This is a genomic window from Martinezella sp. CNPSo 3795, assembly GCF_057784475.1.
Genome location: NZ_JBXSOQ010000008.1, coordinates 24,206 through 47,435, shown reverse-complemented (window position 1 = coordinate 47,435; position 23,230 = coordinate 24,206). Strand labels below are relative to the sequence as shown.

The window sequence follows — 23,230 nt, the reverse complement described above, 5'->3', positions numbered from 1 at the left end:
ATATTCAGCTTATTTAGAAAGCCTGCCCTCCAGCCCCTGCCGATCTCCAATCGGCGATGTCCCGAAGCTCATGGCACGGAAATCCAGACCGCCATTTCGCAGCCGCCCGGCTCGCGGAAATGAAACCGACGGCCGCCGGGAAAATCGAAAGCGGGACGGGTGATGACGCCGCCGGCGAATTCGACGGCGCGCTGTGCGGCCTCCAGATCGGTGGTGCGCACGACGGGCAAAGGCGTGCCGGCCGCCTCTCCCGCATCTCCGTCAATGCCGGCATCTATTCCGGCCGCCTCGATGACATGGTAGGTCGGCCCATAGCTGACAAAGCTCCAGTCGAAGGCTTCCTCGAAGAAGCGGCGGGTCTTCAGGCCGTCTTTCGACGGAAATTCGAGATAGTCGATCTGATAGGTTATGGCCATCGCTCGGCCCTCCCGTTGTTCTTGTTTTGTTCTAAATGAAAACAGCGGCCATGACAAGATGACTCCATCGAAAACAAACGCAATAAAAAAGCCGCCGTCCGAAAAGTGTCGGACAGCGGCTGATACGAGCCAGCAATTGCGATGCTTACTTCATCGTCGGCATGACGAATTCCGCACCGTCCTTGATGCCGGACGGCCAGCGGGCAGTGATCGTCTTGGTGCGCGTCCAGAACTTGATCGAATCCGTGCCGTGCTGGTTGAGATCGCCGAAGCTCGATGCCTTCCAGCCGCCGAAGGAGTGGTAGGCAAGCGGGACTGGGATCGGAACGTTGACGCCGATCATGCCGATATTGATGCGCGAGGCGAAATCGCGGGCAGCATCGCCGTCGCGGGTGTAGATGGCGACGCCGTTGCCGTATTCATGCTTCATCGGCAGATCGAGCGCTTCTTCGTAGTTCTTGGCGCGAACGACCGAGAGAACCGGTCCGAAGATCTCGGTCTTGTAGATATCCATGTCCGGCTTGACGTGATCGAACAGCGTGCCGCCGACGAAATAGCCGTCCTCATAGCCCTGCAGCTTGAAGCCGCGACCGTCGACGACCAGCTTGGCACCTTCCTCGACGCCGCGGTCAATCAGGCCATTGACGCGGTTATAGGCATCCTTGGTGACGAGCGGGCCCATGTCGGCCTTGTCATCGGTATAGGGGCCGATGCGTAGGGATTCGATCTTCGGCACCAGCTTCTCGACGAGACGGTTAGCGGTCTCTTCGCCGACCGGAACTGCGACAGAGACCGCCATGCAGCGTTCGCCGGCAGACCCGTAGCCGGCGCCCATCAGGGCGTTGACGGCCTGGTCCATATCCGCGTCGGGCATGATGATCATGTGGTTCTTGGCGCCACCGAAGCACTGGGCGCGCTTGCCGTTCATCGCGGCCGTGCCATAGACGTAGCGGGCGATCGGCGTGGAGCCGACGAAGGAAACGGCAGCGATATCCGGATCGGTCAGGATGGCGTCGACAGCGGCCTTGTCGCCGTTGACGACGTTGAGGATGCCGGCAGGCAGGCCGGCTTCGATCATCAGTTCGGCCAGGCGGAGCGGCACGGACGGATCGCGCTCGGACGGCTTCAGGATGAAGGCGTTACCGCAGGCGATGGCCGGGGCGAACATCCACATCGGGATCATGGCCGGAAAGTTGAACGGCGTGATGCCGGCGCCGACGCCGACAGCTTGGCGGATGGAATACATGTCGATCGCCGGGCCGGCGCCTTCGGTGAACTCGCCCTTCTGCAGATGCGGAATGCCGCAGACGAATTCGCAGACTTCGAGGCCGCGGACGATATCGCCCTTGGAATCCTCGACCGTCTTGCCGTGCTCCTTCGAGAGAAGCGTCGCCAGCTCATCCATGTTCTGATTCAGAAGCTCGACGAATTTGAAGAAGACGCGGGCGCGGCGTTGCGGGTTGGTGGCAGCCCATTTCGGCTGAGCGGCCTTGGCATTTTCGACGGCTGCGCGCAGTTCCTCGACGCTGGCGAGCGCGACGGTTGCCTGCACTTCGCCGGTTGCCGGATTGTAGACGTTGCTCGTGCGTCCGCTCGTACCGGCGACGTGCTTGCCGCCGATGAAATGACCGATCTCACGCATGGATGTGCCTCCTCGTTTTCTTGGATGCTGACAGGATGGCACTTCAATTTGCACAAATCAATGAGCTGCTATAAGCAACCGTTGTGCAAAAATTGAAGTCCTTCTTGTGCAAGAGAGGGTATGTAAATGGATTGGGATGATGTCCGGATGTTTCTGGCCGTGGCACGCACGGGCCAGATCCTGGCCGCTTCGAAACGGCTGGGCGTCAACCACGCCACCCTCTCCCGTCGCGTGACGACGCTGGAAGAGCGCTTGAAGACACGGTTGCTCGTGCGCCGCACCAATGGCTGCGATCTGACCGCCGAAGGCGAGATCTTCCTGCATGCGGCGGAGCGCATGGAAACGGAGATGCTGCGCGCGCAGGCGAGCGTCGGCCACCTCGACAGCGCGATCACCGGGACGGTGCGCATCGGCGCGCCTGATGGCTTCGGCGTTTCCTTCCTCGCGCCGCGGCTCGGGCGGCTGATCGCCCGTTATCCGGAACTGCGCATCCAGCTCGTGCCCGTTCCCCGCTCCTTCTCGCTATCGCAGCGCGAGGCCGATATCGCGATTACCCTCGAACGTCCCGAGCAAGGTCGCCTGGTCTCATCGAAGCTGACGGATTACACGCTCGGGCTTTATGCCTCAAAAGCCTATCTGGAGCAGGCCGGATTGCCCGACAGCGTCGAGGCGCTGAAGCTGCATCCGCGCGTCGGCTATGTCGAAGACCTGATCTTTACGGCTTCGCTCAATTTTTCCGGCGAGATCATGCGCAGTTGGGATGCCTCCTTCGAGATTTCCACCGCCATCGGCCAGACCGAAGCGGTGCGCTCCGGCGCCGGCATCGGCATCCTGCATGATTACATCGCCAGGCAGTTTCCGGAGCTGACGCGCATCCTGCCCGATATCTCCATTAAGCGTGCCTATTGGACGACCTACCATGAAAGTGCCCGCGACCTGGTGCGTGTGCGCACCGTCGCGGACTTCCTGCAGGAGCTTGTCAGCGAGGAGCGGCGGATCTTCCTGTAAAATGATGCCGATGGACGCGCTTCCTGCTCGCAGGCAGAGGTCACGGCATCAAGCTACACCACCATGACGGCGCATGCGGCTGCTGAGTTTCCGCATGCTTCGGCGGCTCCTCATTCTCATCCGGATTGGGAACGGGAACCTCATCCGGCAGCCTGTCCGGATCCGGCTCCTCGACAGGCGGCTTCGGTGTCCAGCCGGGTTCGGGCATCGGAGGCGTCTCGGGGATCGGCTCGTTCGGTACAGACATGTCCGCTCCTTTCGTCTCGTTGCCGATATGGACACAACGACCAGCAATGCGGACGGTTCCAAGATATTTCGGCATGCGGCCCGCATTTGTGGCGTGGGCGGGTCCGGCACTCCTCCCCGTTCGTCCCTCGCCGCTGGACAAAGGCCGGACGAAGCCTAGTATTTTAGACAGAGATCAGGGAGCCAGGACGATGAGCGACAAGAAGCAGCAGAAACTGGACGAGAAAAAGCACAAGGAACAGGACGATTATCTGGAGGAAGCGCTGGAAGAGACGTTTCCGGCAAGCGATCCGATATCGCCAGGTCACGTGTCCAAGAAGCCTGAAGACAAGAAATAATCCCACAAGGCTAAAGGCGTCGGCATCTTGTAAAGGATGGATCGGGAGAGAATGGTACGGTTGAGTGGGGTCGAACCACTGACCTCAGGTGCCACAAACCTGCGCTCTAACCAACTGAGCTACAACCGCACATGATCGCGTTGCCGCGTCAACGGGGGTCACATACGAGGACTTTGAAATTATTTCAAGTCCTATCTCCCCGCAATATAAAAAAGCTTTGCAGATATCCAAATGATGATGCTGGGCCGGATATCGGCCAAGCCGGCTTGAGCTGCAAATGAAAAGTCCCGCCCCAGGGTTTTCACCTGGGAACGGGACATTCATGCCTTGGGAGGCTTATTGGAAATGATCAGGCCTTGAAGGAGGCCATTGCCTTTTCAGCGGCGTCCTTGGCGGGCTTTGCCAGCTTTTCGGCAACCTTCTTGGTGGTGTCCTGAATGGACTTGGCCTGCTCGACGGTGACTTCGGCCTGCTTGCGGATGAAGGCGGTCTGAAGTTCGAAGAGTTCTGCAACGGACTTGACGCGAAGCAGGGCTTCCATGTGAGCCAGCGAGCTTTCGGCATTGGTGCGCAGAACGTCGATGGCCTTGAGGCCGATTTCGACCGAGCCGGCCTGTGCGGTCTGCACGGTTGCTTCAACAGTCTTGCCTGCTTCTTCGGTGGCAGCCTTCAGCTTGGCAAAGGCTTCCTTGGACTGGGCAGCACCCTTTTCCGCGAAGTCGCGGAAGGATTCGGAGAACTTGGACGGATCGAATGCAGCCGTTGAAAAAACGTCGTCTTTCTTTACAGTAGCCATGATTACGCTCCTAAAAGGGCCCTCCCTGAGGCGCCCGTCGTGAACTTGTGTGAGGGGTATATAATATAAAATATTGTGCAGTGCAACATATTTGTGCGCCGCACAACACGTTAACCTTTCCGGCCGAAAAATGGGCCGCTCGCTGGACCGGAAAGCAGGGCGCCGTTATTAATAAACCGTTAAATCACGAGAGGCGATCACGCCCGCAAAACAGGTTGGAAAATGCCCGCAATTCAATATCCGTTCATTGACATTGCCGTGCATCCGCGCGTTCGGGAGCGTTTCGCGCGCGGTGAAGCCATGGTCATGTTCTCGACCGGCATGGATCGCGTGCTCTGGGCCAATGGCGCCGGCGCCAACCTTTTTGGCTATGATGTCATTTACGATTTCGTCGAACAGGGACCGAAGCCGGGCGACGTCTCGTTCCGCCAGATCGAGGCGACGGCGCGCGGCCTTGGTGCTATCGGCGATCAGCGCACATTCCTGATCCGCATGGCCTCCGGCTTCCAGCGGGCTGTCGTCAACGCCGCCGTCGAGCTGATCCGCATTCAGGCCGGCGAAGAAGCGGTGCTGTTCTCCTCTCCGGTCTCTTCGAAACCGCTCGCAGCAGCCGAATGCGCCAAGCGCATGATCGATGGGTTCGACGATCCCGATACCCATATGGCCGTCATCGGGCGCGATGGCGAAATCGTTACCGCGTCCGCCGGTTTCAGGACGCTCGGCGTGACATCGCAGACCGCGCGGATGCTGACGACCATGGCCGGTGCGCAGCCGGACCGGCTGATCAAGCGGCCGATCCCAACCGGTCGCGGCTATCTGCCTGCCGCCATCGGCAAGCTCTCCGAAATTCCGGCCCTGCACCTGCTGTTCGTGGTCGAAACGGTGCTTGGTCATCTCGACCCGACGGAAAGCCTTGCCGACGAAGCCCGCCCCGCTATGGCTAGCGAACCGCAGGCGGAGGACGTGCGCAAGGAGCTTGAGGCAGCAGCGCCGGACGAGGAACCAAGACCTGTTCCGACCGCCCCCTTCGGCGACATCATCGATGCGGTGGCCGGCATTGAGGAGCTGGACGAAACCCCGGAATATCGGGAGGACGAGCAAGCGGAGGCGGCTTCGGCCGCCGGAAACTCGAGCGAGGCCGAAACCGAAGCTCACGCCGATGAGCATCAGCCGGAAACCGAAACGGGCGGCGGAGACGCTGCTGCCGCAGAGGCGACGGCATCTGCGGAACCGACTTCCTCGGAAACGGTTGCCGATAGCGAAAACACGCCCTCGGAAGGCTTCATTTTCAAGCGCAACGGGCGTGCCACCCGTTTCGTCTGGAAGATCGATGCCTCTGGCCGTTTCAGCGAGGTTTCACGCGAATTTGCCGATGCAGTGGGGCCGCATGCCGCCCAGATTGCCGGCATCGCCTTTGCCGATGTCGCCCGCCGCTTCAATCTCGATCCGGACGGCAAGATCGCGGAACTGCTGGCGCGGCGCGACACATGGTCCGGCCGCACGATCTACTGGCCGGTGGAGGGTACGAGCCTGACCGTGCCGGTCGATCTCGCCGCTTTGCCGACCTATACCCGCAGCCGCGAATTCGATGGCTTCCGGGGCTTCGGCGTCGTCCGCCTGGCGGATGCCATCGAAGATCCGATGAAGCGCGGCATGACCCTCGGCACCCATGCAGTTGGAGACGCCGCGCCCATCGCCGAATTGCCCCCCGAAGTGGAAGCTGCATCCAACGAGCAATCACCCGCTACCGAAGCTGAACCATCCCCAGCGACGGAAGAGATTGAAAATCCCGCTCAGGATAGCGCAGAATCCGCCCCGATCTCGCATTACGAACCGCCGGCACTGCGGATTTCCGAGACGCCGAACCGTCGCGAGTCGGACAAGGTCGTTCGTCTGCACGAGCGTCGGACATTGACGCAGACTACCCTTTCGCTGAGCGAACAGGCAGCGTTCCGCGAAATCGCTCGACAGCTCGAGCCCTTCGGCAAGCGCACGGAACCGCCGGCGGAGCAGCCTCACGACGGGCAGCATGAGGCGGGTACGGATACTCCACAACCGAATGCGGCCGACGAAATCCTCTCCGAGGCATCCGAAACCACGGACGGACACGGCCATGCCGATGACCAGCCGCCAGCAGCGACAATTGCGGAAGAGAACGTCGCGACGCCAGTCGTGACATTCGTCGACGCTGCAGATGATAAGAGCGCGAAAGCGGCTGACGAGGCTGCAGCTGAAGCATCGCCGGCATCGGCCGAGCCGGAGGAGGATTTCGACCCGCTGGATGTGCTGAACAACGCGATTCCGCCGCGTGTGAAGATGCGCACCGGCCTGTCGCCGGACATCATCGACCAGCTGCCGCTCGCGATCCTCGTCCATGCTGGCGACCGCCTGATCCACGGCAATCCGGAATTCCTGCGGCTGACCGGCTATGACAGCCTTGATGAGCTCGAGCAGGTTGGCGGACTTGATGCGCTGCTGCAACGCAACGATCTCGAAGGCAAGACCGAGCAGCCCGGCACGATGATGGTCGTGCGCGCCGACGATGCACTGGTGCCGGTGACGGCTCGGCTGCAGTCGATCCGTTGGGAAGACGGCACAGCCTTGATGCTGGCGTTGATGCCGGTGGAAAGAAGCGAGCCGCCAGCACCGCCGCCACAACCAATTCCTGAAGAGGCTCGCCCGGAGCGCATCCTCGAAAAGGTCGCGAAGCTGCAGGTCGAGATCGAGGAACTGCGCTCGACGCTGGAAACGGCGACGGATGGCGTGATCATCATCGGTCAGGACGGCGAGATCCGCTCGATGAACCGCTCGGCGAGCGCCCTCTTCAACTATGACGACCAGGAGACCCGCGGCAAACCCTTCGTCATGCTGTTTGCGCATGAAAGCCAGAAGGCAGTGCTCGACTATCTCGGCGGCCTTTCGGGCCATGGCGTCGCCAGCGTGCTGAACGACGGCCGCGAAGTGATCGGCCGCGAGGCTTCCGGCGGTTTCGTGCCGCTGTTCATGACCATGGGTCGGCTGAATTCCTCGAACGGTTACTGCGCCGTCATCCGCGACATCACGCAATGGAAGCGCACCGAAGAAGAGCTGCGCAACGCCAAGCGTGCCGCCGAAACCGCCAACGCGCACAAGACCGACTTTCTGGCTCGCGTCAGCCATGAAATCCGCACGCCGCTCAACGCCATCATCGGCTTTTCCGACATGATGGCCGGTGAGCGTTTCGGGCCGATCGGCCATTCGCGCTATGTCGAATATGCGACCGATATCGGCCGCTCCGGTCGCCACGTGCTGGACATCGTGAACGACCTTCTCGACATCTCGAAGATTGAAGCCGGCGAGATGGACTTGGATTTCGCATCGGTCGGCCTGAACGAAGCGATCACCGAAGCGGTGTCGCTGGTGCAACCGCAGGCTAACAGCCAGCGCGTCATCATCCGCACCGCACTTTCTCAGGCTGTGCCTAATGTCGTGGCCGATTTGCGCTCGATCAAGCAGATTGCGCTCAACATTCTCTCCAATGCCATCCGCTTCACGCCATCGGGCGGGCAGATCGTCGTGTCGACTGCGTATGAGGGCAATGGCAGCGTCGTGATGCGCATCCGGGATACCGGCGTCGGCATGACACGCTCGGAGCTGGAGCAGGCCATGAAGCCGTTCCGGCAGGTGTCCACCAATTCCCGCAAGCGCGGCGACGGCACCGGCCTCGGCCTGCCACTGACCAAGGCGATGGTCGATGCCAACCGCGCGACCTTCTCGATCAATTCCGCCCCGAACGAGGGCACGCTGGTCGAGATCACCTTCCCCTCGCCGCGGGTGCTGGCAAACTGAGACAGTCTCGGCTCGCCGTCAAAACCAAAGATCGCGCACGCATCGTCCGTCGGAAGGAAGATCTTCAAACGTGTCGAGCCCATCGAAATGATCGATCGGGAGGTCGGCAACGAGATCCGGCGGCGCCAGCCGAACATTGACCGCCATGCGCCGGCGGCCATCCTTTTGCAGCCTTAAGCCCCGCCAGCTCACGACGCAGGCGCAGGACGGGCAGAACAGTATTTCGAGAGAGGGCTTGTTCTTGCCGACGCGGGTATAGGAGGCAGTCTGGCCCGTGACGGAGACCCGCTCCTCTTCGTAGTCATAGGCCCACAGCGCACCGTAACGCCGGCAGAGCGTGCAGTTGCAGGCTGTAATTGAGCCTGGATCGCCTTCAAGCGTCCAGCCCGCCTTGCCGCAATGACAGGAGCCGATCAGCATGGGTGCACCACTCCATTCGCTGCCTGGTCGAAGGAGCGGCATTCTGCCTTAGTCACGAGATCCCTGCAAATGCGCGGGAGAACACGAATTCTCACTCCCGGCCACCGACGCGACGAATGCTCGGCTTTCAGGAAACGAGGACAGTCCAGCCAACACCCAAAGCGGCAGATGCCAACAAGGTCGATATTACTGACATCTTCAGGCGAAAAATGGCCATCGCTGCCAACAGGGTCAGCACCAGCGAGGGTAATGAAAGCGACGTCAGGACGGGCACATCCATCGCCCAGGAGCCATAGGTGAAACTCGTGGTCTCACGGAACAGCACATGGAGCCCGAACCAAATCGCGAGATTGAGGATGACGCCCACCACCGCTGCCGTTATTGCCGACATGGCGCCGGTCAGCGCGACATTCCCGCGCATCTTCTCGATGAATGGCGCGCCTGCGAAAATCCAAAGGAAGCTCGGCAGGAAGGTGACCCATGTTGTCAGCACCGCGGCAAAGGTTGCTGCCGCAAGAGGGCTGAGGGTGCCGGGATTACGATAGCCTGCCAGGAAACCAACGAACTGCGTGACCATGATCAGCGGTCCAGGCGTCGTTTCCGCCATCCCTAAACCATCGAGCATCTCGCCCGGCCGCAGCCAGCCCAGCTGCTGCACGGCCTCCTGCGCGACATAGGCCAGCACGGCATAGGCGCCGCCAAAGGTGACAACTGCCATCTCGCTGAAGAATATGCCGATTTTGGAAAAGACGTTATCGGGGCCGAGCGTAACCAGCAGGGCCGCGACTGGAATGAGCCACGCGGCCGCCAGCGCACCTGACGTCTTCAAAGACCAGGCGAGGTTCGGTCGCGCGTGCAAAGGGATCTCCTCGCCAAGAACGGAGTCCTTATCTTCCAGAATTGCCCCGGAGCCCGACTTGTGTCCGCCGCCCATCCTAAAGGCCGCGACCCCTGCCTGGGAGGCCAGGTAGCCGATAAGTCCGGCTCCAACGATGATGACGGGGAATGGAACATGCAGGAAGAAGATCGCCACAAAGGCAGCGGCGGCCAAAGCGACCATAGCCCTGCTTTTGAGGGCTCGACTCCCGATGCGAAAGACCGCCTGGACGACGACCGCCAGCACGGCGCATTTGAGCCCGAAGAACATCCCTTCGATAAAGGTCAGGCTCCCGAACAGGACGTAGACATAACTGAGCGCAAGGATTGCAATGAAGCCCGGCAGGACGAATAGAATGCCGGCGATCATGCCACCCAGCGTCCTGTTCAGCAGCCAGCCGATATAGATAGCGAGCTGATGCGCTTCGGGGCCTGGCAGCAACATGCAGTAGTTCAGGGCATGAAGGAACCTGTGCTCTCCCACCCATTTCTTCTCATCGACGACGATGCGGTGCATGACGGCGATCTGCCCCGCCGGCCCGCCGAAGCTCAAGGCGGCAACGCGGGTCCAGACCTTGACGGCCTCATGAAGGGGGACGATGTCCCGATCAGCCGCGCTTGATCGCTCGGCTGTATTTTTTACGAGATCGGTCATAGTCGGTTATATCTTCCTTGGATTTGGCCAGTTGTGCGTCTCTTCTGTCGCGTCACGACACCAACGATAGAAGGCATCATAGAGCGTCATGCCGGCTTCCAGCTGTTGCAGGTCGTCGTTGAACATTCGCGAAAGGCCAAGCGAGGCCGCAAGCAACCCCGGCACTTCAGGCGCGAGCTCGGGCCGGGCGGTATCGGCTCCCCGAACGATGGTTGCAAGATGAAGGAGAGGTTCAGTGCCGAGACCGAATTCCTCGATCATGACATCGAAGGTGCATAACTCGCCACGATGGCTCCAGAAGACGTCTTCGATATCGAATGGTGTTGCCTTGAAGCGATCGGCAACAGGCGCAACTTCGGTTGCCGGAACGAACAGGAAGATCGCTGACGGATCGATAAAGCGCCGGATCAGCCATGGGCAGGCGATGCGATCGATCTTCGGCCGTGCCCTCGTTACCCATACGGTTCGCCCCTTGGCATCGCGGAGAGGCAGCTTTTCCTCGGCGACCAACATGTACTTCGCGCTGCGCCACGCTTCGAACCCACCTTCAAGGACCTCCGCCTCCTTTCCGACGACACGCAGATGGGCAGCAACTCCGTGAGCGAGTTTCTGTCCTTTCTGGCAGAGTATGATGGCAGGTCCCGCCAGTTCGTTCGCCCAGTCCGCTACCCTTCGATAGTCGCGGCGGATGGAGCCGGGAATAAGACGGGGATCGGCGGCGAAATCCTCGTCATTGCGGACATCGATAATCGTCGGCAAACCGGGCGTGCCGATAATACGATTAAGCTTGTCGGGTGTGATTTCCAGAAATGACGGCATGGCGCGTCCTCCGTTGGCTCGGTTTTAAGGACGCGATTCTTCAGCCGTAGCCTCGTGGGGTGATCGCAACCCCATAATTAATTTTCTGCCTGACGCGTTCCAAATGTCAAGCCGAATAACCGCGTGCTGCACCGGCAGGCATTTTTCGGCTTCCGCAGCCACTTACAGATTACCTATGACGTCCTGGTGTCGCGAAGTTCTGCGGCAACGATGAAAGACCACGCTGCCGACCAAGAATATCTGATGTACCTCTGAAGTATTATCGACGACAAACTTAAAGTCCGTCGCCTTTTGTGAGATAATTTGTCGTTGCGACCGACTATTCCGGTCGGTCATTGGGCACATAAGGGGGGATCCAATGTCAACGACGGCAGTAGAAGCAGACGTAGGCGAAGTTTCACCTAATCTAGTGGTCGATGCGATGTTTGCGTGCCGAAAGACGGCCGCCATCGTAGCCGCCATAGAACTCGATCTTTTTACTCTGATCGGTGACGGCAGCGATGCGGCGTCCTTGGCGGCCGCAGCAAATGCAGCCGAAAGAGGCGTGCGCATTCTGTGCGACTATCTTGTTGTGAACGGCTTTCTCACGAAAACAGGCAATCAATACGCTCTGACACCATCCAGCCGGGTCTTCCTCGACCGGCATTCGCCAGCCTATATGGGCGCGGCCATCGAATTCCTGGCCGCACCGGAAATCCTCAAGCAGATCCTAGACAATCCGGCTTCCTATGTCCGCAACGGCGGATCCATTGGATTGGCAAACATGTCTCCGGACAATCCGGTTTGGGTGAAATTTGCTCGCGGCATGGGCTCGTTCACAGGCGGCAGCGCCATCAGCCTCGCTGCCGAAATGTCCAATTTGCCCATGCAGCCAAGGAAAATACTTGATATTGCCGCAGGGCACGGACTTTTCGGGATCGAGATGGCGAAGGCTTTTCCTTCGGCCGAGATCGTTGCAGTCGATTGGGGCTCCGTTCTGGAATTGGCCAAGCATAATGCGCAGCAATTTGGCGTCGCCGAGCGCTACAAGGTCATTCCGGGCAGTGCATTCGAAGTCGACTGGGGCACGGATTATGATCTTATCCTGATGCCGAACTTCCTGCATCACTTCGACCTGGAAACCTGCGCAGGATTGCTGCGGAAGAGCCGAGCCAGCCTGAGCACCGAGGGTAAGGTGGTTGCGGTGGAATTCGTGCCGAACGACGATCTCGTATCCCCACCCTTCCCCGCCGCTTTCTCATGGGAGATGCTGGCCAGTACGCCAAAAGGCGAGGCCTACCCGCAGAAGGACCTGGCTGAGATGGCTAGGCGTGCCGGTTTTCATAATGTGAGGATAAAGCCACTACCACCGTCGCCGGCAAGCCTGATCTTCTTCGAGTAGCGATGCCGGGAGTACCGGTCTCCTCTTGCCGGCAGATGCGGAGATAGCGCCGAAGGGGCCGCCGCCCCCTTGAACTCGCTGATAGAAGTTAATTCTCCTGCGCCCGCGCGGCCTTGCGCTTGGCCCTCGAATTCGGCTTGCCTGCTGGCGGGCCGTCGTTCTTAGCGAAGCCCGGTTTGCCGGGCTTTTTCGCCCAAGGCTTCTTGTCGGAACGCTCGGAAACGCCGCCCTCGCCTGCATGCGCCCGCTCCGGCTTGCGGTCGGACTTCCATTTCGGCTTCGGGCCGTCATTCGAACGCGGTCCCTTGTCAGCGAAGGGCTTCTTCTTTGCAAAGCCGCCTTCCCGCTTGGCCTGGAAATCCGGCGTGCCGGCAAGCGGCTTGACACGGATGCCGCGCTCGAGGGTCTTGTCGGGGCCGATGGCCGCGAGGAAGCGCTCGAAACTCTCCTGCGAGAGCTCGACGAAGGTCTCCTCGGGCTGCATCTTGATGGCGCCGATGTCGCGCTTGGTCAGATTGCCATTGCGGCAAAGCATGGGGATCAGCCAACGCGGTTCGGCATTCTGCTTGCGTCCGACAGAGAGCGATACCCAGAGGCCATCGGTGAAGTCGTTGCGTCCCGCAGACGAGCCCTCATCGCGTGGCGTGACCGGAAAGTCATCCCGACGTGGCTTTCTGCGCTCGCCTTCGGCCGGCACGTCCTGCAGCTCCTCGGGCGCAGAATGGCCGGCGCGGTATTGCCGCAGGAATGCAGCTGCCACCTGCTCGGCGCCATGGCGCTCCAGCAGCTGTTGAACGATCGACTGCTCGTCTTCGGCAAGCGGCGCTGTAAAGACCGGATCGGCAAGAAGACGCTCATCATCCCGCTGGCTCACCTCGTCGGCTGACGGCGGCTTTGCCCAGGTGGCGCGGATACGGGCGGCTTCCAGCAGGCGCTCCGTGCGGCGACGGGCGCTCAGCGGCACGATCATGGCGCTGACGCCCTTGTTGCCGGCGCGGCCAGTGCGGCCGCTGCGATGCAGCAGCGTTTCCGGATTGGTCGGCAGATCGGCATGGATGACCAGTTCCAGGCCCGGCAGATCGATGCCGCGGGCCGCGACGTCGGTTGCGATACAGACGCGGGCGCGGCCGTCGCGCATGGCCTGCAGGGCGTGCGTGCGCTCGTTCTGGCTGAGCTCGCCCGAGAGAGCGACAACCGAAAAGCCGCGATTGTTGAAGCGGGCCGTCAGATGATTGACGGCGGCGCGCGTCGAACAGAAGACGATGGCATTGCGCGCCTCATAGTAGCGCAGCACGTTGATGATGGCGTTTTCCCTGTCGCTCGGAACCACGGTCAGCGCGCGATAGTCGATATCGACATGCTGCTTGGCTTCGGAAGCCGTGGCGATGCGGACAGCGTCGCGCTGGTAGTTTTCGGCAAGCTTGGCGATCGAGCGCGGCACCGTGGCGGAAAACATCAGGGTGCGGCGCTCGAAGGGTGCTGCTTCCAGGATGAATTCCAGATCCTCGCGGAAACCGAGATCAAGCATCTCGTCCGCCTCGTCGAGCACAACGGCCTTGAGTTCGGAGATATCGAGCGAGTTGCGGCGGATGTGATCGCAGAGACGGCCGGGTGTGCCGACGACGATATGAGCGCCGCGCTCGAGCGTGCGTCGCTCCGTGCGCATGTCCATGCCGCCGACGCAGGACGCAATGGTCGCACCCGTCAGCCCATAGAGCCATTCCAGCTCGCGCTGCACCTGCAGCGCCAGTTCGCGGGTCGGTGCAATCGCCAGCGCCAGCGGAGCACCTGCGCGGCCAAACCGTTCCGCGCCGTCAAGGAGGCCGGGCGCCAGCGCCAAGCCGAAGGCAACCGTCTTGCCCGAGCCGGTCTGAGCCGAGACAAGCGCATCTTTGCCAGCGAGGCCGGGATCGAGCATGGCCTTTTGCACCGGCGTCAGCGTTTCATACCCGCGCTTCGCCAAAGCCTGGGCGATCGCAGGAGCGATGCCTTCGAATTCAGTCATCATCTGTCTTTCGGAATTCTTCGCACACCATCAGGTGGCGATCATCGTGGTTCGCACGTCGCGAACCTCTTCTTCAGGCGTGCACATACTTGCTCAATGCGTCAATGTACAGAGCAGACACGGATTCGTGACGAGGAAACGAAAAAAAGGCAGCGAACCGCGCTGCCTTTGAAGTTTATGCTGTCGAAAGCAAGCTCGAGTCGGGGAACTTCATGTCTCGGGAGCCGAGAGTGGCTCCAATCCGCTCCAGCTCATGCGAACGGCCTCAAGTTAGCCTTTACTTTTGACCAAGCTTTCTTAACGCGAGGTTAGCAAACGATGGTCATCGTTTGCCCCTCAATTTTAAGGCTGACCTTAACTTTTGAGTTCTTCCAGCCCGGCAAAGAGATCCAGCGCTTCCGGATTGGCGAGCGCCTCCTTGTTCTTGATCGGACGGCCATGCACCACCTCGCGCACCGCAAGCTCGACGATCTTGCCGGATTTCGTGCGGGGGATATCGGCAACGGCGATGATCTTGGCCGGCACATGGCGCGGTGAGGCGCCGGTGCGGATGCGGGTCTTCATCGCCTTGACGAGATCTTCGGTCAGGGAGACGCCGGCGGCAAGGCGAACGAAGAGCACGACGCGGACATCATCATCCCAATCCTGACCGATACAGAGCGCCTCCAGAACCTCGGGAATCTGCTCGACCTGGTTGTAGATCTCGGCCGTGCCGATGCGCACGCCGCCGGGATTGAGCGTGGCGTCGGAGCGGCCGTGAATGATGAGGCCGCCATGCTCTGTCCACTCTGCGAAATCCCCGTGGCACCAGATATTGTCGAAGCGCTCGAAATAGGCAGCCCGATATTTGGCGCGCTCCGGATCATTCCAGAACATGACCGGCATGGAGGGGAAGGCTTTGGTGCAGACAAGCTCGCCTTTCTCGCCGCGCACCGGCTTGCCTTCGTCGTTCCAGACATCGACGGCAAGTCCGAGGCCCGGCCCCTGGATCTCACCGCGCCAGACCGCTTGCAGCGGATTGCCGAGCACGAAACAGGAGACGATATCCGTGCCGCCGGAAATGGAGGCCAGCTGGATATCGTCCTTGATGCCCTCATAGACGAAGGTGAAGCCCTCGGGCGACAACGGCGAGCCGGTGGAGGTCATCAGCCGCAGGCTTGAAAGATCGTGCGAGGTCTTCGGCGTCAGGCCGCTCTTATGGACGGCGTCGATATATTTGGCAGAGGTGCCGAACAGCGCGAATTTCTCTTCTTGCGCATAGTCGAACAAAATGTTGCCATCGGGGGCGAAGGGCGATCCGTCGTAAAGGCAGAGCGTCGCGCCGGCGGCAAGGCCCGTCGCCAGCCAGTTCCACATCATCCAGCCGCAGGTGGTGAAATAGAAGACCTTTTCACCAGGCACGACGCCGCAATGGAGGCGATGCTCCTTGAGGAGCTGCAGCAGCGCGCCTCCGGTGGAGTGCACGATGCATTTCGGAACGCCTGTGGTGCCTGAAGAAAACAGGATGAACAGCGGGTGGGAGAAGGACACGGGCACAAATTCGACCGGCTTCGCCTCGAAGGGCGCGACCAGATCACCAAGGGTCCTCGCGCCCGGTGTCGCTGCCACGACGGCTTCGGCATTGCCGGCATAGGGCACGATGATGGTAGGCGCTTTCAGGCGCTGGGCGATGGCGCTGACCTTTGCTGTGACGTCCTGCAGCTTGCCGCTGTACCAATAGCCGCTGCACGCGATGAAGAGCTTCGGCTCGATCTGGCCGAAACGATCCATGACGCCCTGCTCGCCGAAATCCGGCGAACAGGAGGACCAGATCGCACCGATCGACGCGGCCGCCAGCATGCAGGCGATGGTTTCGGGCATGTTCGGCATCATTGCAGCGATGCGGTCGCCCTTGCCGATACCCTCGGCGCGATAGGCCTGCTGCAGGCGGGAGACCATGGCGGCCAGCCGATCCCACGACCAGCGATCGCGCACCTTGTCCTCGCCCCAGAACACAAGCGCATCGCCCTCGCCGCTTCGCGAGAGCAGGTTTTCCGCAAAATTCAGCTCGGCATCGGGAAAGAAGCGGGCATCCAGCATGACATCGCCATGGATTAACGCCCGTTCACCGCGCTTGCCCTTCACACCGCAGAAATCCCAGACCGCCGACCAGAAGTTCTCACGGTCGGCGATGGACCAGGCGTGGAGGCTGGCAAAGTCGGACAGCGGGAGGTCGAAACGGCGGTTGCATTCCTGCATGAAAGCGAACATCGGACTCTGGCGGCGAAATGTTTCCGATGGTGTCCAGAGCGGCTGCTGATCCTGCATATTTCTCTCCCGCTTTTCGCACTATATAGCAATGCTGCAACGCATTAATAAAATCACGGTGTTGTGGGTATTGCCAGTGCGTGACGTTTGCATCCGACAAACATTTCCTATATCCGGCAAACTCAGGCAGATTATCCCTATCAGTTCAAGAGTCTCCACGGGATCATGAGAGCTTCGAAAAACAACAAGTGGCGGTTGACGATGCGTTCGGCCTCGCGCTGGCTGCCTGCCGTTGCTCGCACGACCGGCATCATTCTTCTCACGATCCTCATCGTGTTCGCTGTCTTCAGAGCGACCGCGCCTTTCCTGATTTCAAGCGGTCTGGTGCGCTCCGGCATTGAGAAGGCATTGTCGGACTGGACGGGATATCGGGCCCAGATCGAAGGCGACCCGACGCTCGAATTCTGGCCGACCCCGCGCGTGACGCTCAATCAGGTCACCATCCGCGAGCCATCGAGAAACGGCAAGGTCCTTGGCCATGTCGACAGCCTCTCCGCGGATTTCTCGCTATGGTCGGCGATCCGCGGGCATGCGCATTTTCACGAATTCCATTTCCTGCGCCCGATCCTCTATATCCGCCGCGACGAGAACGGCCTGATCGACTGGACGAACGAAGGCCGCCTTTCCAAGGCGATCGAACAGGCCGAAACCTCCTCCGGCCAGGGCATGCGGATGAGCAAGGAACAGGATGCCGCCATCGGCATGCTGACCATTGAGGACGGAAGCGTCGAAATGACCGACGAGCGCAGCGGCAGCATCTACAAGCTGAACGCCGTCAATGCCGACATCGCCTGGCCGCGGCTTTCCCAGTCGCTGAGCGCTGTCATTCTTGCCCGCTTCAACGGTCAGGACATCAAGCTGAACTTCGACTCGACGCAGCCCCTGCTCTTCTTCGCCGGCAAGAATGTGAACACCACGACCAGCTTCGTTTCGTCGCTGATTAGCTGGACCTATACTGGCATTACCAGCATATCGGATTTTTCGGCACTTTCGGGCAATCTGGATTTGAGTGTGCCCAACGTGCCCTCCTTCATCGCCTGGAGCGGGCAGCGCCTGCCGGCAGCCGACGCCCTCAAGAATATTTCGCTCAGCGCCAATATCGCAGCAATCGACAACGGCCTGCGCTTCAACAACCTCAGCTTCAAAGTCAACGATTCCGCCGCTTCCGGCATCATGGATCTGAACTATACGAAATCGGGCAAGCCGAAGATTTCCGGTACGCTTGCCTTCGACCAGATGAACCTCAATCCGTTCCTGGCCGCCTTCTCCATGCGTCTGGCCGCGGAAACCGCCATTGATGCGCTGTTGAACGGCAATCCGCTGCAGCGGCTCGATCTCGATATGCGGCTGTCGTCGAGCAAGGCGGCTCTCGGCCCCTTCCAGTTCGAGAATATCGGCGCCAGCCTGCTGGTGGCAGGCGGCAAGGCGAAATTCGACATAGGCGACAGCAGCTTCGAGAGCGGTTCGCTGACCGCGCATCTGGAGGTCGCACCAGGCGATTTCGATGGCGGCGGCAAATTGCAGATATCGATCCGCAACGCCGATTTTGGTGGCCTCTTCACGCGCCTGAAGCTGGTAGGCCCGTTGCCGATGCCCTCATCGGCTTCACTGGATCTTTCGCTCAGCACCTCGAAGCCGATCTGGGTTGCCACGCTCAGTGACGTCGCCGGCACGCTGCACTTCACCTCGTCGGCAGGATCGTTTCGCCAATTCGATATCTCGACCTTCCGCACGCTCGCCGCCGAGAAGGCTTTCTTCCGGATGAGCGATATCGCCGATTCGTCTTTCGACTTCGATAGCATCAGCGTGGATGCCAGTTTTGCGAAGGGTTCCGCCGAGGTGCAGAACGCGGCCATTGCGGGCCGCAACGAAACGATCAGCTTCAACGGCGTCGTTCCGTTCCGCACCAACGGGCTGGCACTCTCCGGCGCGCTCGAGGCGACCTCGCCCTCCGACGCGGACGAACTGCCGATGCTGCCTTTCTTCATTGGCGGCAGCTGGCCGAATCCGGTGATTTCTCCGGTCGCAACGCTTCTGCAGAAGCCCATGCAACAGCCGTAGTTCTTTCACGCCGTTCAGCCGCAGCACTTCAAGCTGCTGCAGCCGCCTGCTCGTCCCTCTGCCGTTGGACCTCCCGGCGCTTCGTCGCGATGGAGGCGCAGATAACGCCCACGGCGACCACGCCGATCAGGATGGTGCAGATGGCGTTGATCTCCGGCGTCACGCCAAGCTTCACCTGACTGTAGATCAGCATCGGCAGGGTCTTGGCGCCGGCACCCGAAGCGAAAGTCGCAATGACCAGATCGTCGAGCGACAGGGTGAGTGCCAGCACCCAGCCGGAGAAGACCGCCGGTGCGATGATCGGCAGCGTCACCTCGAAGAAGGTGCGCACCGGCGGCGCACCGAGATCCATCGCCGCTTCCTCGATCGAGCGATCGAAGGTCAGCAGGCGCGACTGCACAACAACGGCGACGAAGCACATGGTGAGCGTCGTATGCGCCATGACGATCGTCCAGAAGCCGCGATCGACGCCTGACGTGACGAAGAGCAGCAACAGCGACAGGCCGGTGATGACATCTGGCATGACCAGTGGCGCATAGATCATGCCCGAAAACAGAATGCGGCCGCGGAAGCGCGTATAGCGTACCAGGGTAATGGCCGCGAGCGTGCCGAGCACCGTCGCAATCGTCGCCGAAAGCAGCGCGATGCGCACTGTAAGCCAGGCGGCGCTCAACATCGTGTCATTGCTGAAAAGATGCACGTACCATTGCGTCGAGAAGCCGCCCCAGACGGTGACGAGGCGCGAGCTGTTGAATGAATAGATGACCAGCAGCAGGATCGGCAGGTAGAGGAAGGCCAAACCGAGCGTGACCGAGACGATGTTGAAGTGGGACCAGCGGATCATAAGTTATCTCCCCTTCTCATCGGCCTTGGCCTGGAAATGCTGGAAGAAGACGATGGGCACCACCAGCACCAGAAGCAGGATGGTCGCCACCGCCGAGGCGAGCGGCCAGTCGGTATTGCTGTAGAATTCCGTCCAGAGCACCTTGCCGATCATCAGGGTTTGCGAGCCGCCGAGTAGGTCGGGGATGACGAACTCACCGACAGCTGGGATGAAGACCAGCATGCAGCCGGCGATAACACCAGGAAGCGAGAGCGGAAAGGTGACGCGCCAGAAGGCGCCGATCGGCGTGCAGCCGAGATCCTGCGCCGCCTCGATCAGCGTGCCGTCCATCTTTTCCAGCGCGGAATAGAGCGGCAGCACCATAAACGGCAGGTAGGAATAGACCATGCCGATATAGACGGCGGTATTGGTGTTCAGGATGACGAGCGGCTCATGGATGATGCCGAGCGCCATCAGAAGCTGGTTCAGCAGGCCCGTCGTGCTCAGGATCGACATCCAGGAATAGACGCGGATCAGAAAGCTCGTCCAGAAGGGCAGGATGACCAGCATCAGCAAGGTCGGCCGGATCGTGCGCGGCGCCTGCGCCATGCCATAAGCGATCGGATAGGCGATGATCAGCGTCAATAACGTGGAGATGCCGGCGATCTGCAGGCTCTCGATATAGGCGTTCATATAGAGCGGGTCGCCGGCAAGCCATGTGTAGTTGTCGAACGACATGGTCTGCAGCTTGTCCCACCAGTCGCTGAAACTGTCGCTCCAGGCGAAGGACGGGTCGTAGGGCGGCACCGACAAGGCCTTCGTCGACAGCGAGATGCGGAAGACGATGAGGAAGGGCGCGAAAAAGAAGATCAGCAACCAGGCATAGGGAACGATGATCACGAGGCGCTGATAGATTAGGGAACCGAGCGCTTTCATGATCAATCCTTCAGCAAGACGCCGGCATTTTCGTCGAAGGAGACCCAGACGTTCTGGTCGTAGGCGAATGGCTCTTCCACGGCGCGGACAGCGTTCAGCGACGAGGCCTTGACCACCTGCCCGCTCTTCAGCTTGACGTGGAAGACAGTCATGTCGCCGAGATAGGCGATATCCCATATCTCGCCTTCGGCCGCATTGACCGAGGCATTGGCCGGCGGGCGCGGCGTCACTCTGAGCTTCTCCGGACGGATGGCGAGGCTGGCTCGGCTTCCCGCCGAGGGCGTGTCTCCGGAAGCCGTGCGCACCGTGAAGCCCGATTCGACCGCTATCTCGACGATGCCGGATTGTGCCGAGGTGACGTTGCCGTCGAGGATGTTCACATCGCCGATGAAGTCTGCAACGAAGCGGCAATTGGGCGCCTCGTAGATCTCGGCCGGCGTTGCCACTTGCACCACCTTGCCGTGGCTCATGACCGCGATGCGGTCGGCCATGGTCATTGCTTCTTCCTGGTCGTGGGTGACGACGACGAAGGTCAGCCCCAGGCTCTGCTGCAGATCCATGAGTTCGAACTGCGTCTCTTCGCGCAGCTTCTTGTCGAGCGCGCCAAGGGGTTCGTCAAGCAGCAGCACTTTCGGGCGCTTTGCAAGCGAGCGGGCCAAGGCCACGCGCTGGCGCTGGCCGCCGGACAGCTGATTGGGCTTGCGCTTGGCGAATTGCTCCAGCTTGACAAGCTTCAGCATCTGCCCGACTCGATCGTCGATCTCAGCTTTCGGCATGCCATCCTGGCGCAAGCCAAAGGCTATGTTCTTTTCCACCGACATATGCGGAAACAGCGCGTAGGACTGGAACATCATGTTGACTGGGCGGCGATAGGGCGGCGTACCGGCGAGATCCTGACCATCGAGCACGATCTCGCCCGTCGTCGGCTGTTCGAAGCCCGCGAGCATGCGCAAAAGCGTAGATTTGCCGCAGCCGGATGCGCCGAGAAGGGCAAAGAATTCACGATTGTAGATATTCAGGGAGAGGTTATCGACGGCGGTGAAATCTCCGAACTTCTTGGTCACGTTCTTGAAGGAAATGTAAGGCTTGGCCGAAGGATCGATCCAAGGAGCAAAAGAACGCCGGATATTACCGAGTGACTTCATTATCTATCCCCAATTGAACGCCATTGTAGCGCGCGTCGCGCCGGCTCTTCCCCATCCCGGCACGTTCGTGATTCCTGACTTTATCCTCATAAGGAAAGGCCCGGACGTTGCCGTCCGGGCCGCTTCGATTTATTGGCCTGTCGTGACCTTTGTCCACAAGCGCGTCGCCAAGCGCTGCGTTTTAGAGTCCCAAGGGGTCAGCGTGTACAGTTTCTCGCGAACCGCATCCGTGGGATAAACGGCCGGATCATCGAGTACATCCTTGCTCACGAACTGCTGCGACGCCTTGTTGCCGTTGGCATAGGCAGTGAAGTTGCTGGCCTTGGCGATGACCTCAGGCTTCATGATGTAGTTGAGGAAGATATGCGCCTCCTCGACATGCGGCGCATCGGCAGGGATCGCCATGACGTCGAACCACATCTGCGCGCCCTTGGTGGGAATCGAATAGGCGATGTTGACGCCGTTCTTCGCTTCGGCGGCGCGGTTGCGGGCCTGCAGCACGTCGCCGGAATAACCAAACGCCAGGCAGATATCGCCATTGGCAAGCGCGTTAATGTATTCGGAGGAGTGGAACTTGCGCACGAAGGGACGGATCGCGGTCAGGAGATCCTCGGCCTTCTTGAAGTCCTCCTGCTTTGTCGAATTCGGGTCGAGGCCCAGATAGCGCAGCGCGGCCGGGATGACGTCGGTCGGTGAATCCAGCACGTAAATGCCGCAATCCTTGAACTTTGCGGCGAGCTTCGGATCGAAGATCACGTTGATATCGGGAGCGTCGTCGGTGCCGAGGATCTGCTTCACCTTGTCGACGTTGTAGCCGACACCGCTCGTGCCCCACATATAGTCGATGGCGTATTGGTTACCAGGATCATAGGTGGCGATGCGCTGCTGCACCGTATCCCACATGTTGGAGATGTTTGGCAGCTTGGACTTGTCGAGCTTCTGGAAGACGCCGGCCTTGATCTGGCGCTGCAGGAAATAGGCGGTCGGGACGACGATGTCGTAGCCGGTCTTGCCGGCCAGCAGCTTGGTTTCCAGCGTCTCGTTCTGGTCGAAGGTATCGTAGACGACCTTGATGCCGGTTTCCTTGGTGAAATCCTCCAGGATCGAATTGTCGATATAATCCGACCAGTTGTAGATATTGACGACCTTGTCTTCTGCCTGAGCGACCGTTGCCAGCGAAACGACGGCAAACGCCGTTGCTGCAAGCCGTGCGAACATGGACTTCATAGTCTCTCCTGTTTTGTTCAAGGGCATCCAGGCGATACCCAACCCTCTGTTTTTCCCGCTAGACTAGAAAGGAAATCGGAAGGCGACAAGGGAAAAAGCAAGCCGGCATAAGCTTTAGCCGTTTTCCCCGAAAACGACCGATCTCCAAGCAAAATTGCCCGCCAAGAGACAATGCCGTTCGCACGCAATTGTGAATGCAGGGCTTGCTTCGCACGTGAATGCGGAAGCAGGCTTTGCTAACATCGAGACGTTCTCGTCCACAAACATTCTCACGCCTGTTTCGCCATCCTGCCCAGCGGGC

Annotated in this window: 18 protein-coding genes and 1 tRNA gene; 5 read left to right on the top strand and 14 right to left on the bottom strand. The window is 60.3% G+C overall.

The window, feature by feature from the left end; genetic code table 11:
- Positions 1–68: 68 nt before the first annotated feature.
- Both AC13QY_RS21210 and AC13QY_RS21205 read right to left on the bottom strand, forming a co-directional pair.
- Positions 69–416, bottom strand: coding sequence for a VOC family protein (locus AC13QY_RS21210; RefSeq protein ID WP_113330104.1), 348 nt, complete (start codon positions 414–416; stop codon positions 69–71).
- 145 nt (positions 417–561) lie between these two features.
- Entirely contained in the window at positions 562–2,058 is a 1,497-nt protein-coding gene (locus AC13QY_RS21205; protein ID WP_113330103.1) for a CoA-acylating methylmalonate-semialdehyde dehydrogenase, read from the bottom strand.
- Positions 2,059–2,184: 126 nt separating this feature from the next.
- On the opposite strand from AC13QY_RS21205, the gene AC13QY_RS21200 reads away from it, so the two are divergent.
- The gene (locus AC13QY_RS21200; protein ID WP_113330102.1) at positions 2,185–3,066 is read left to right on the top strand and encodes a LysR family transcriptional regulator; all 882 of its coding nucleotides are present in this window, start codon (positions 2,185–2,187) and stop codon (positions 3,064–3,066) included.
- Positions 3,067–3,106: 40 nt separating this feature from the next.
- On the opposite strand, the gene AC13QY_RS21195 is transcribed toward AC13QY_RS21200, so the two are convergent.
- Positions 3,107–3,313, bottom strand: a complete 207-nt coding sequence (locus AC13QY_RS21195; protein ID WP_113354068.1) for a hypothetical protein — start codon at positions 3,311–3,313, stop codon at positions 3,107–3,109.
- Positions 3,314–3,503: 190 nt separating this feature from the next.
- On the opposite strand from AC13QY_RS21195, the gene AC13QY_RS21190 reads away from it, so the two are divergent.
- A complete protein-coding gene (locus AC13QY_RS21190; RefSeq protein WP_167078186.1) occupies positions 3,504–3,650 on the top strand; it encodes a hypothetical protein in 147 nt (48 codons plus the stop codon).
- A 52-nt stretch (positions 3,651–3,702) separates the two neighbouring features.
- Here AC13QY_RS21190 and AC13QY_RS21185 read toward each other — a convergent pair.
- Positions 3,703–3,779: transfer RNA gene (locus AC13QY_RS21185), tRNA-His, on the bottom strand.
- 220 nt (positions 3,780–3,999) lie between these two features.
- Positions 4,000–4,446, bottom strand: coding sequence for a phasin (locus AC13QY_RS21180; RefSeq protein WP_069612335.1), 447 nt, complete (start codon positions 4,444–4,446; stop codon positions 4,000–4,002).
- A gap of 222 nt (positions 4,447–4,668) precedes the next feature.
- On the opposite strand from AC13QY_RS21180, the gene AC13QY_RS21175 reads away from it, so the two are divergent.
- Entirely contained in the window at positions 4,669–8,274 is a 3,606-nt protein-coding gene (locus tag AC13QY_RS21175; RefSeq protein WP_113353796.1) for an ATP-binding protein, read from the top strand.
- An 18-nt stretch (positions 8,275–8,292) separates the two neighbouring features.
- Here the strand turns inward: AC13QY_RS21175 and AC13QY_RS21170 are convergent, their stop codons facing one another.
- From AC13QY_RS21170 to AC13QY_RS21160, 3 genes are all read right to left on the bottom strand, one after another.
- Positions 8,293–8,694: a GFA family protein gene (locus AC13QY_RS21170; protein WP_145633260.1), complete on the bottom strand. Its 402-nt coding sequence runs from the start codon at positions 8,692–8,694 to the stop codon at positions 8,293–8,295.
- A gap of 127 nt (positions 8,695–8,821) precedes the next feature.
- Positions 8,822–10,225 carry a chromate efflux transporter gene (gene chrA / locus AC13QY_RS21165; protein ID WP_152093693.1) on the bottom strand — a complete coding sequence of 468 codons (1,404 nt, stop codon included), beginning with the start codon at positions 10,223–10,225 and terminating at the stop codon, positions 8,822–8,824.
- 6 nt (positions 10,226–10,231) lie between these two features.
- Complete coding sequence (locus AC13QY_RS21160) at positions 10,232–11,044, bottom strand: chromate resistance protein ChrB domain-containing protein (protein ID WP_145633264.1); 813 nt, start codon at positions 11,042–11,044, stop codon at positions 10,232–10,234.
- Between the two features lie 358 nt (positions 11,045–11,402).
- Between AC13QY_RS21160 and AC13QY_RS21155 the strand changes: the two genes are divergently transcribed.
- Complete coding sequence (locus AC13QY_RS21155; protein ID WP_113330096.1) at positions 11,403–12,425, top strand: class I SAM-dependent methyltransferase; 1,023 nt, start codon at positions 11,403–11,405, stop codon at positions 12,423–12,425.
- Positions 12,426–12,513: 88 nt separating this feature from the next.
- On the opposite strand, the gene AC13QY_RS21150 is transcribed toward AC13QY_RS21155, so the two are convergent.
- Positions 12,514–14,430 (bottom strand): DEAD/DEAH box helicase, encoded by a 1,917-nt coding sequence (locus AC13QY_RS21150; protein WP_488493939.1) that lies wholly within the window; start codon positions 14,428–14,430, stop codon positions 12,514–12,516.
- 354 nt (positions 14,431–14,784) lie between these two features.
- Entirely contained in the window at positions 14,785–16,737 is a 1,953-nt protein-coding gene (locus AC13QY_RS21145; RefSeq protein WP_488493916.1) for an acetoacetate--CoA ligase, read from the bottom strand.
- A gap of 165 nt (positions 16,738–16,902) precedes the next feature.
- On the opposite strand from AC13QY_RS21145, the gene AC13QY_RS21140 reads away from it, so the two are divergent.
- Positions 16,903–18,798 carry an AsmA family protein gene (locus AC13QY_RS21140; RefSeq protein WP_488493915.1) on the top strand — a complete coding sequence of 632 codons (1,896 nt, stop codon included), beginning with the start codon at positions 16,903–16,905 and terminating at the stop codon, positions 18,796–18,798.
- Between the two features lie 28 nt (positions 18,799–18,826).
- Here AC13QY_RS21140 and AC13QY_RS21135 read toward each other — a convergent pair whose 3' ends face one another.
- The 4 genes from AC13QY_RS21135 to AC13QY_RS21120 form a co-directional block, all read right to left on the bottom strand.
- The gene (locus AC13QY_RS21135; RefSeq protein WP_113353790.1) at positions 18,827–19,642 is read right to left on the bottom strand and encodes an ABC transporter permease subunit; all 816 of its coding nucleotides are present in this window, start codon (positions 19,640–19,642) and stop codon (positions 18,827–18,829) included.
- A gap of 3 nt (positions 19,643–19,645) precedes the next feature.
- Entirely contained in the window at positions 19,646–20,557 is a 912-nt protein-coding gene (locus tag AC13QY_RS21130; RefSeq protein WP_113353789.1) for an ABC transporter permease subunit, read from the bottom strand.
- Positions 20,558–20,559: 2 nt separating this feature from the next.
- Entirely contained in the window at positions 20,560–21,702 is a 1,143-nt protein-coding gene (locus tag AC13QY_RS21125) for an ABC transporter ATP-binding protein (protein ID WP_113353788.1), read from the bottom strand.
- A gap of 129 nt (positions 21,703–21,831) precedes the next feature.
- A complete protein-coding gene (locus tag AC13QY_RS21120) occupies positions 21,832–22,920 on the bottom strand; it encodes a polyamine ABC transporter substrate-binding protein (protein ID WP_233788612.1) in 1,089 nt (362 codons plus the stop codon).
- Positions 22,921–23,230 lie beyond the last annotated feature (310 nt).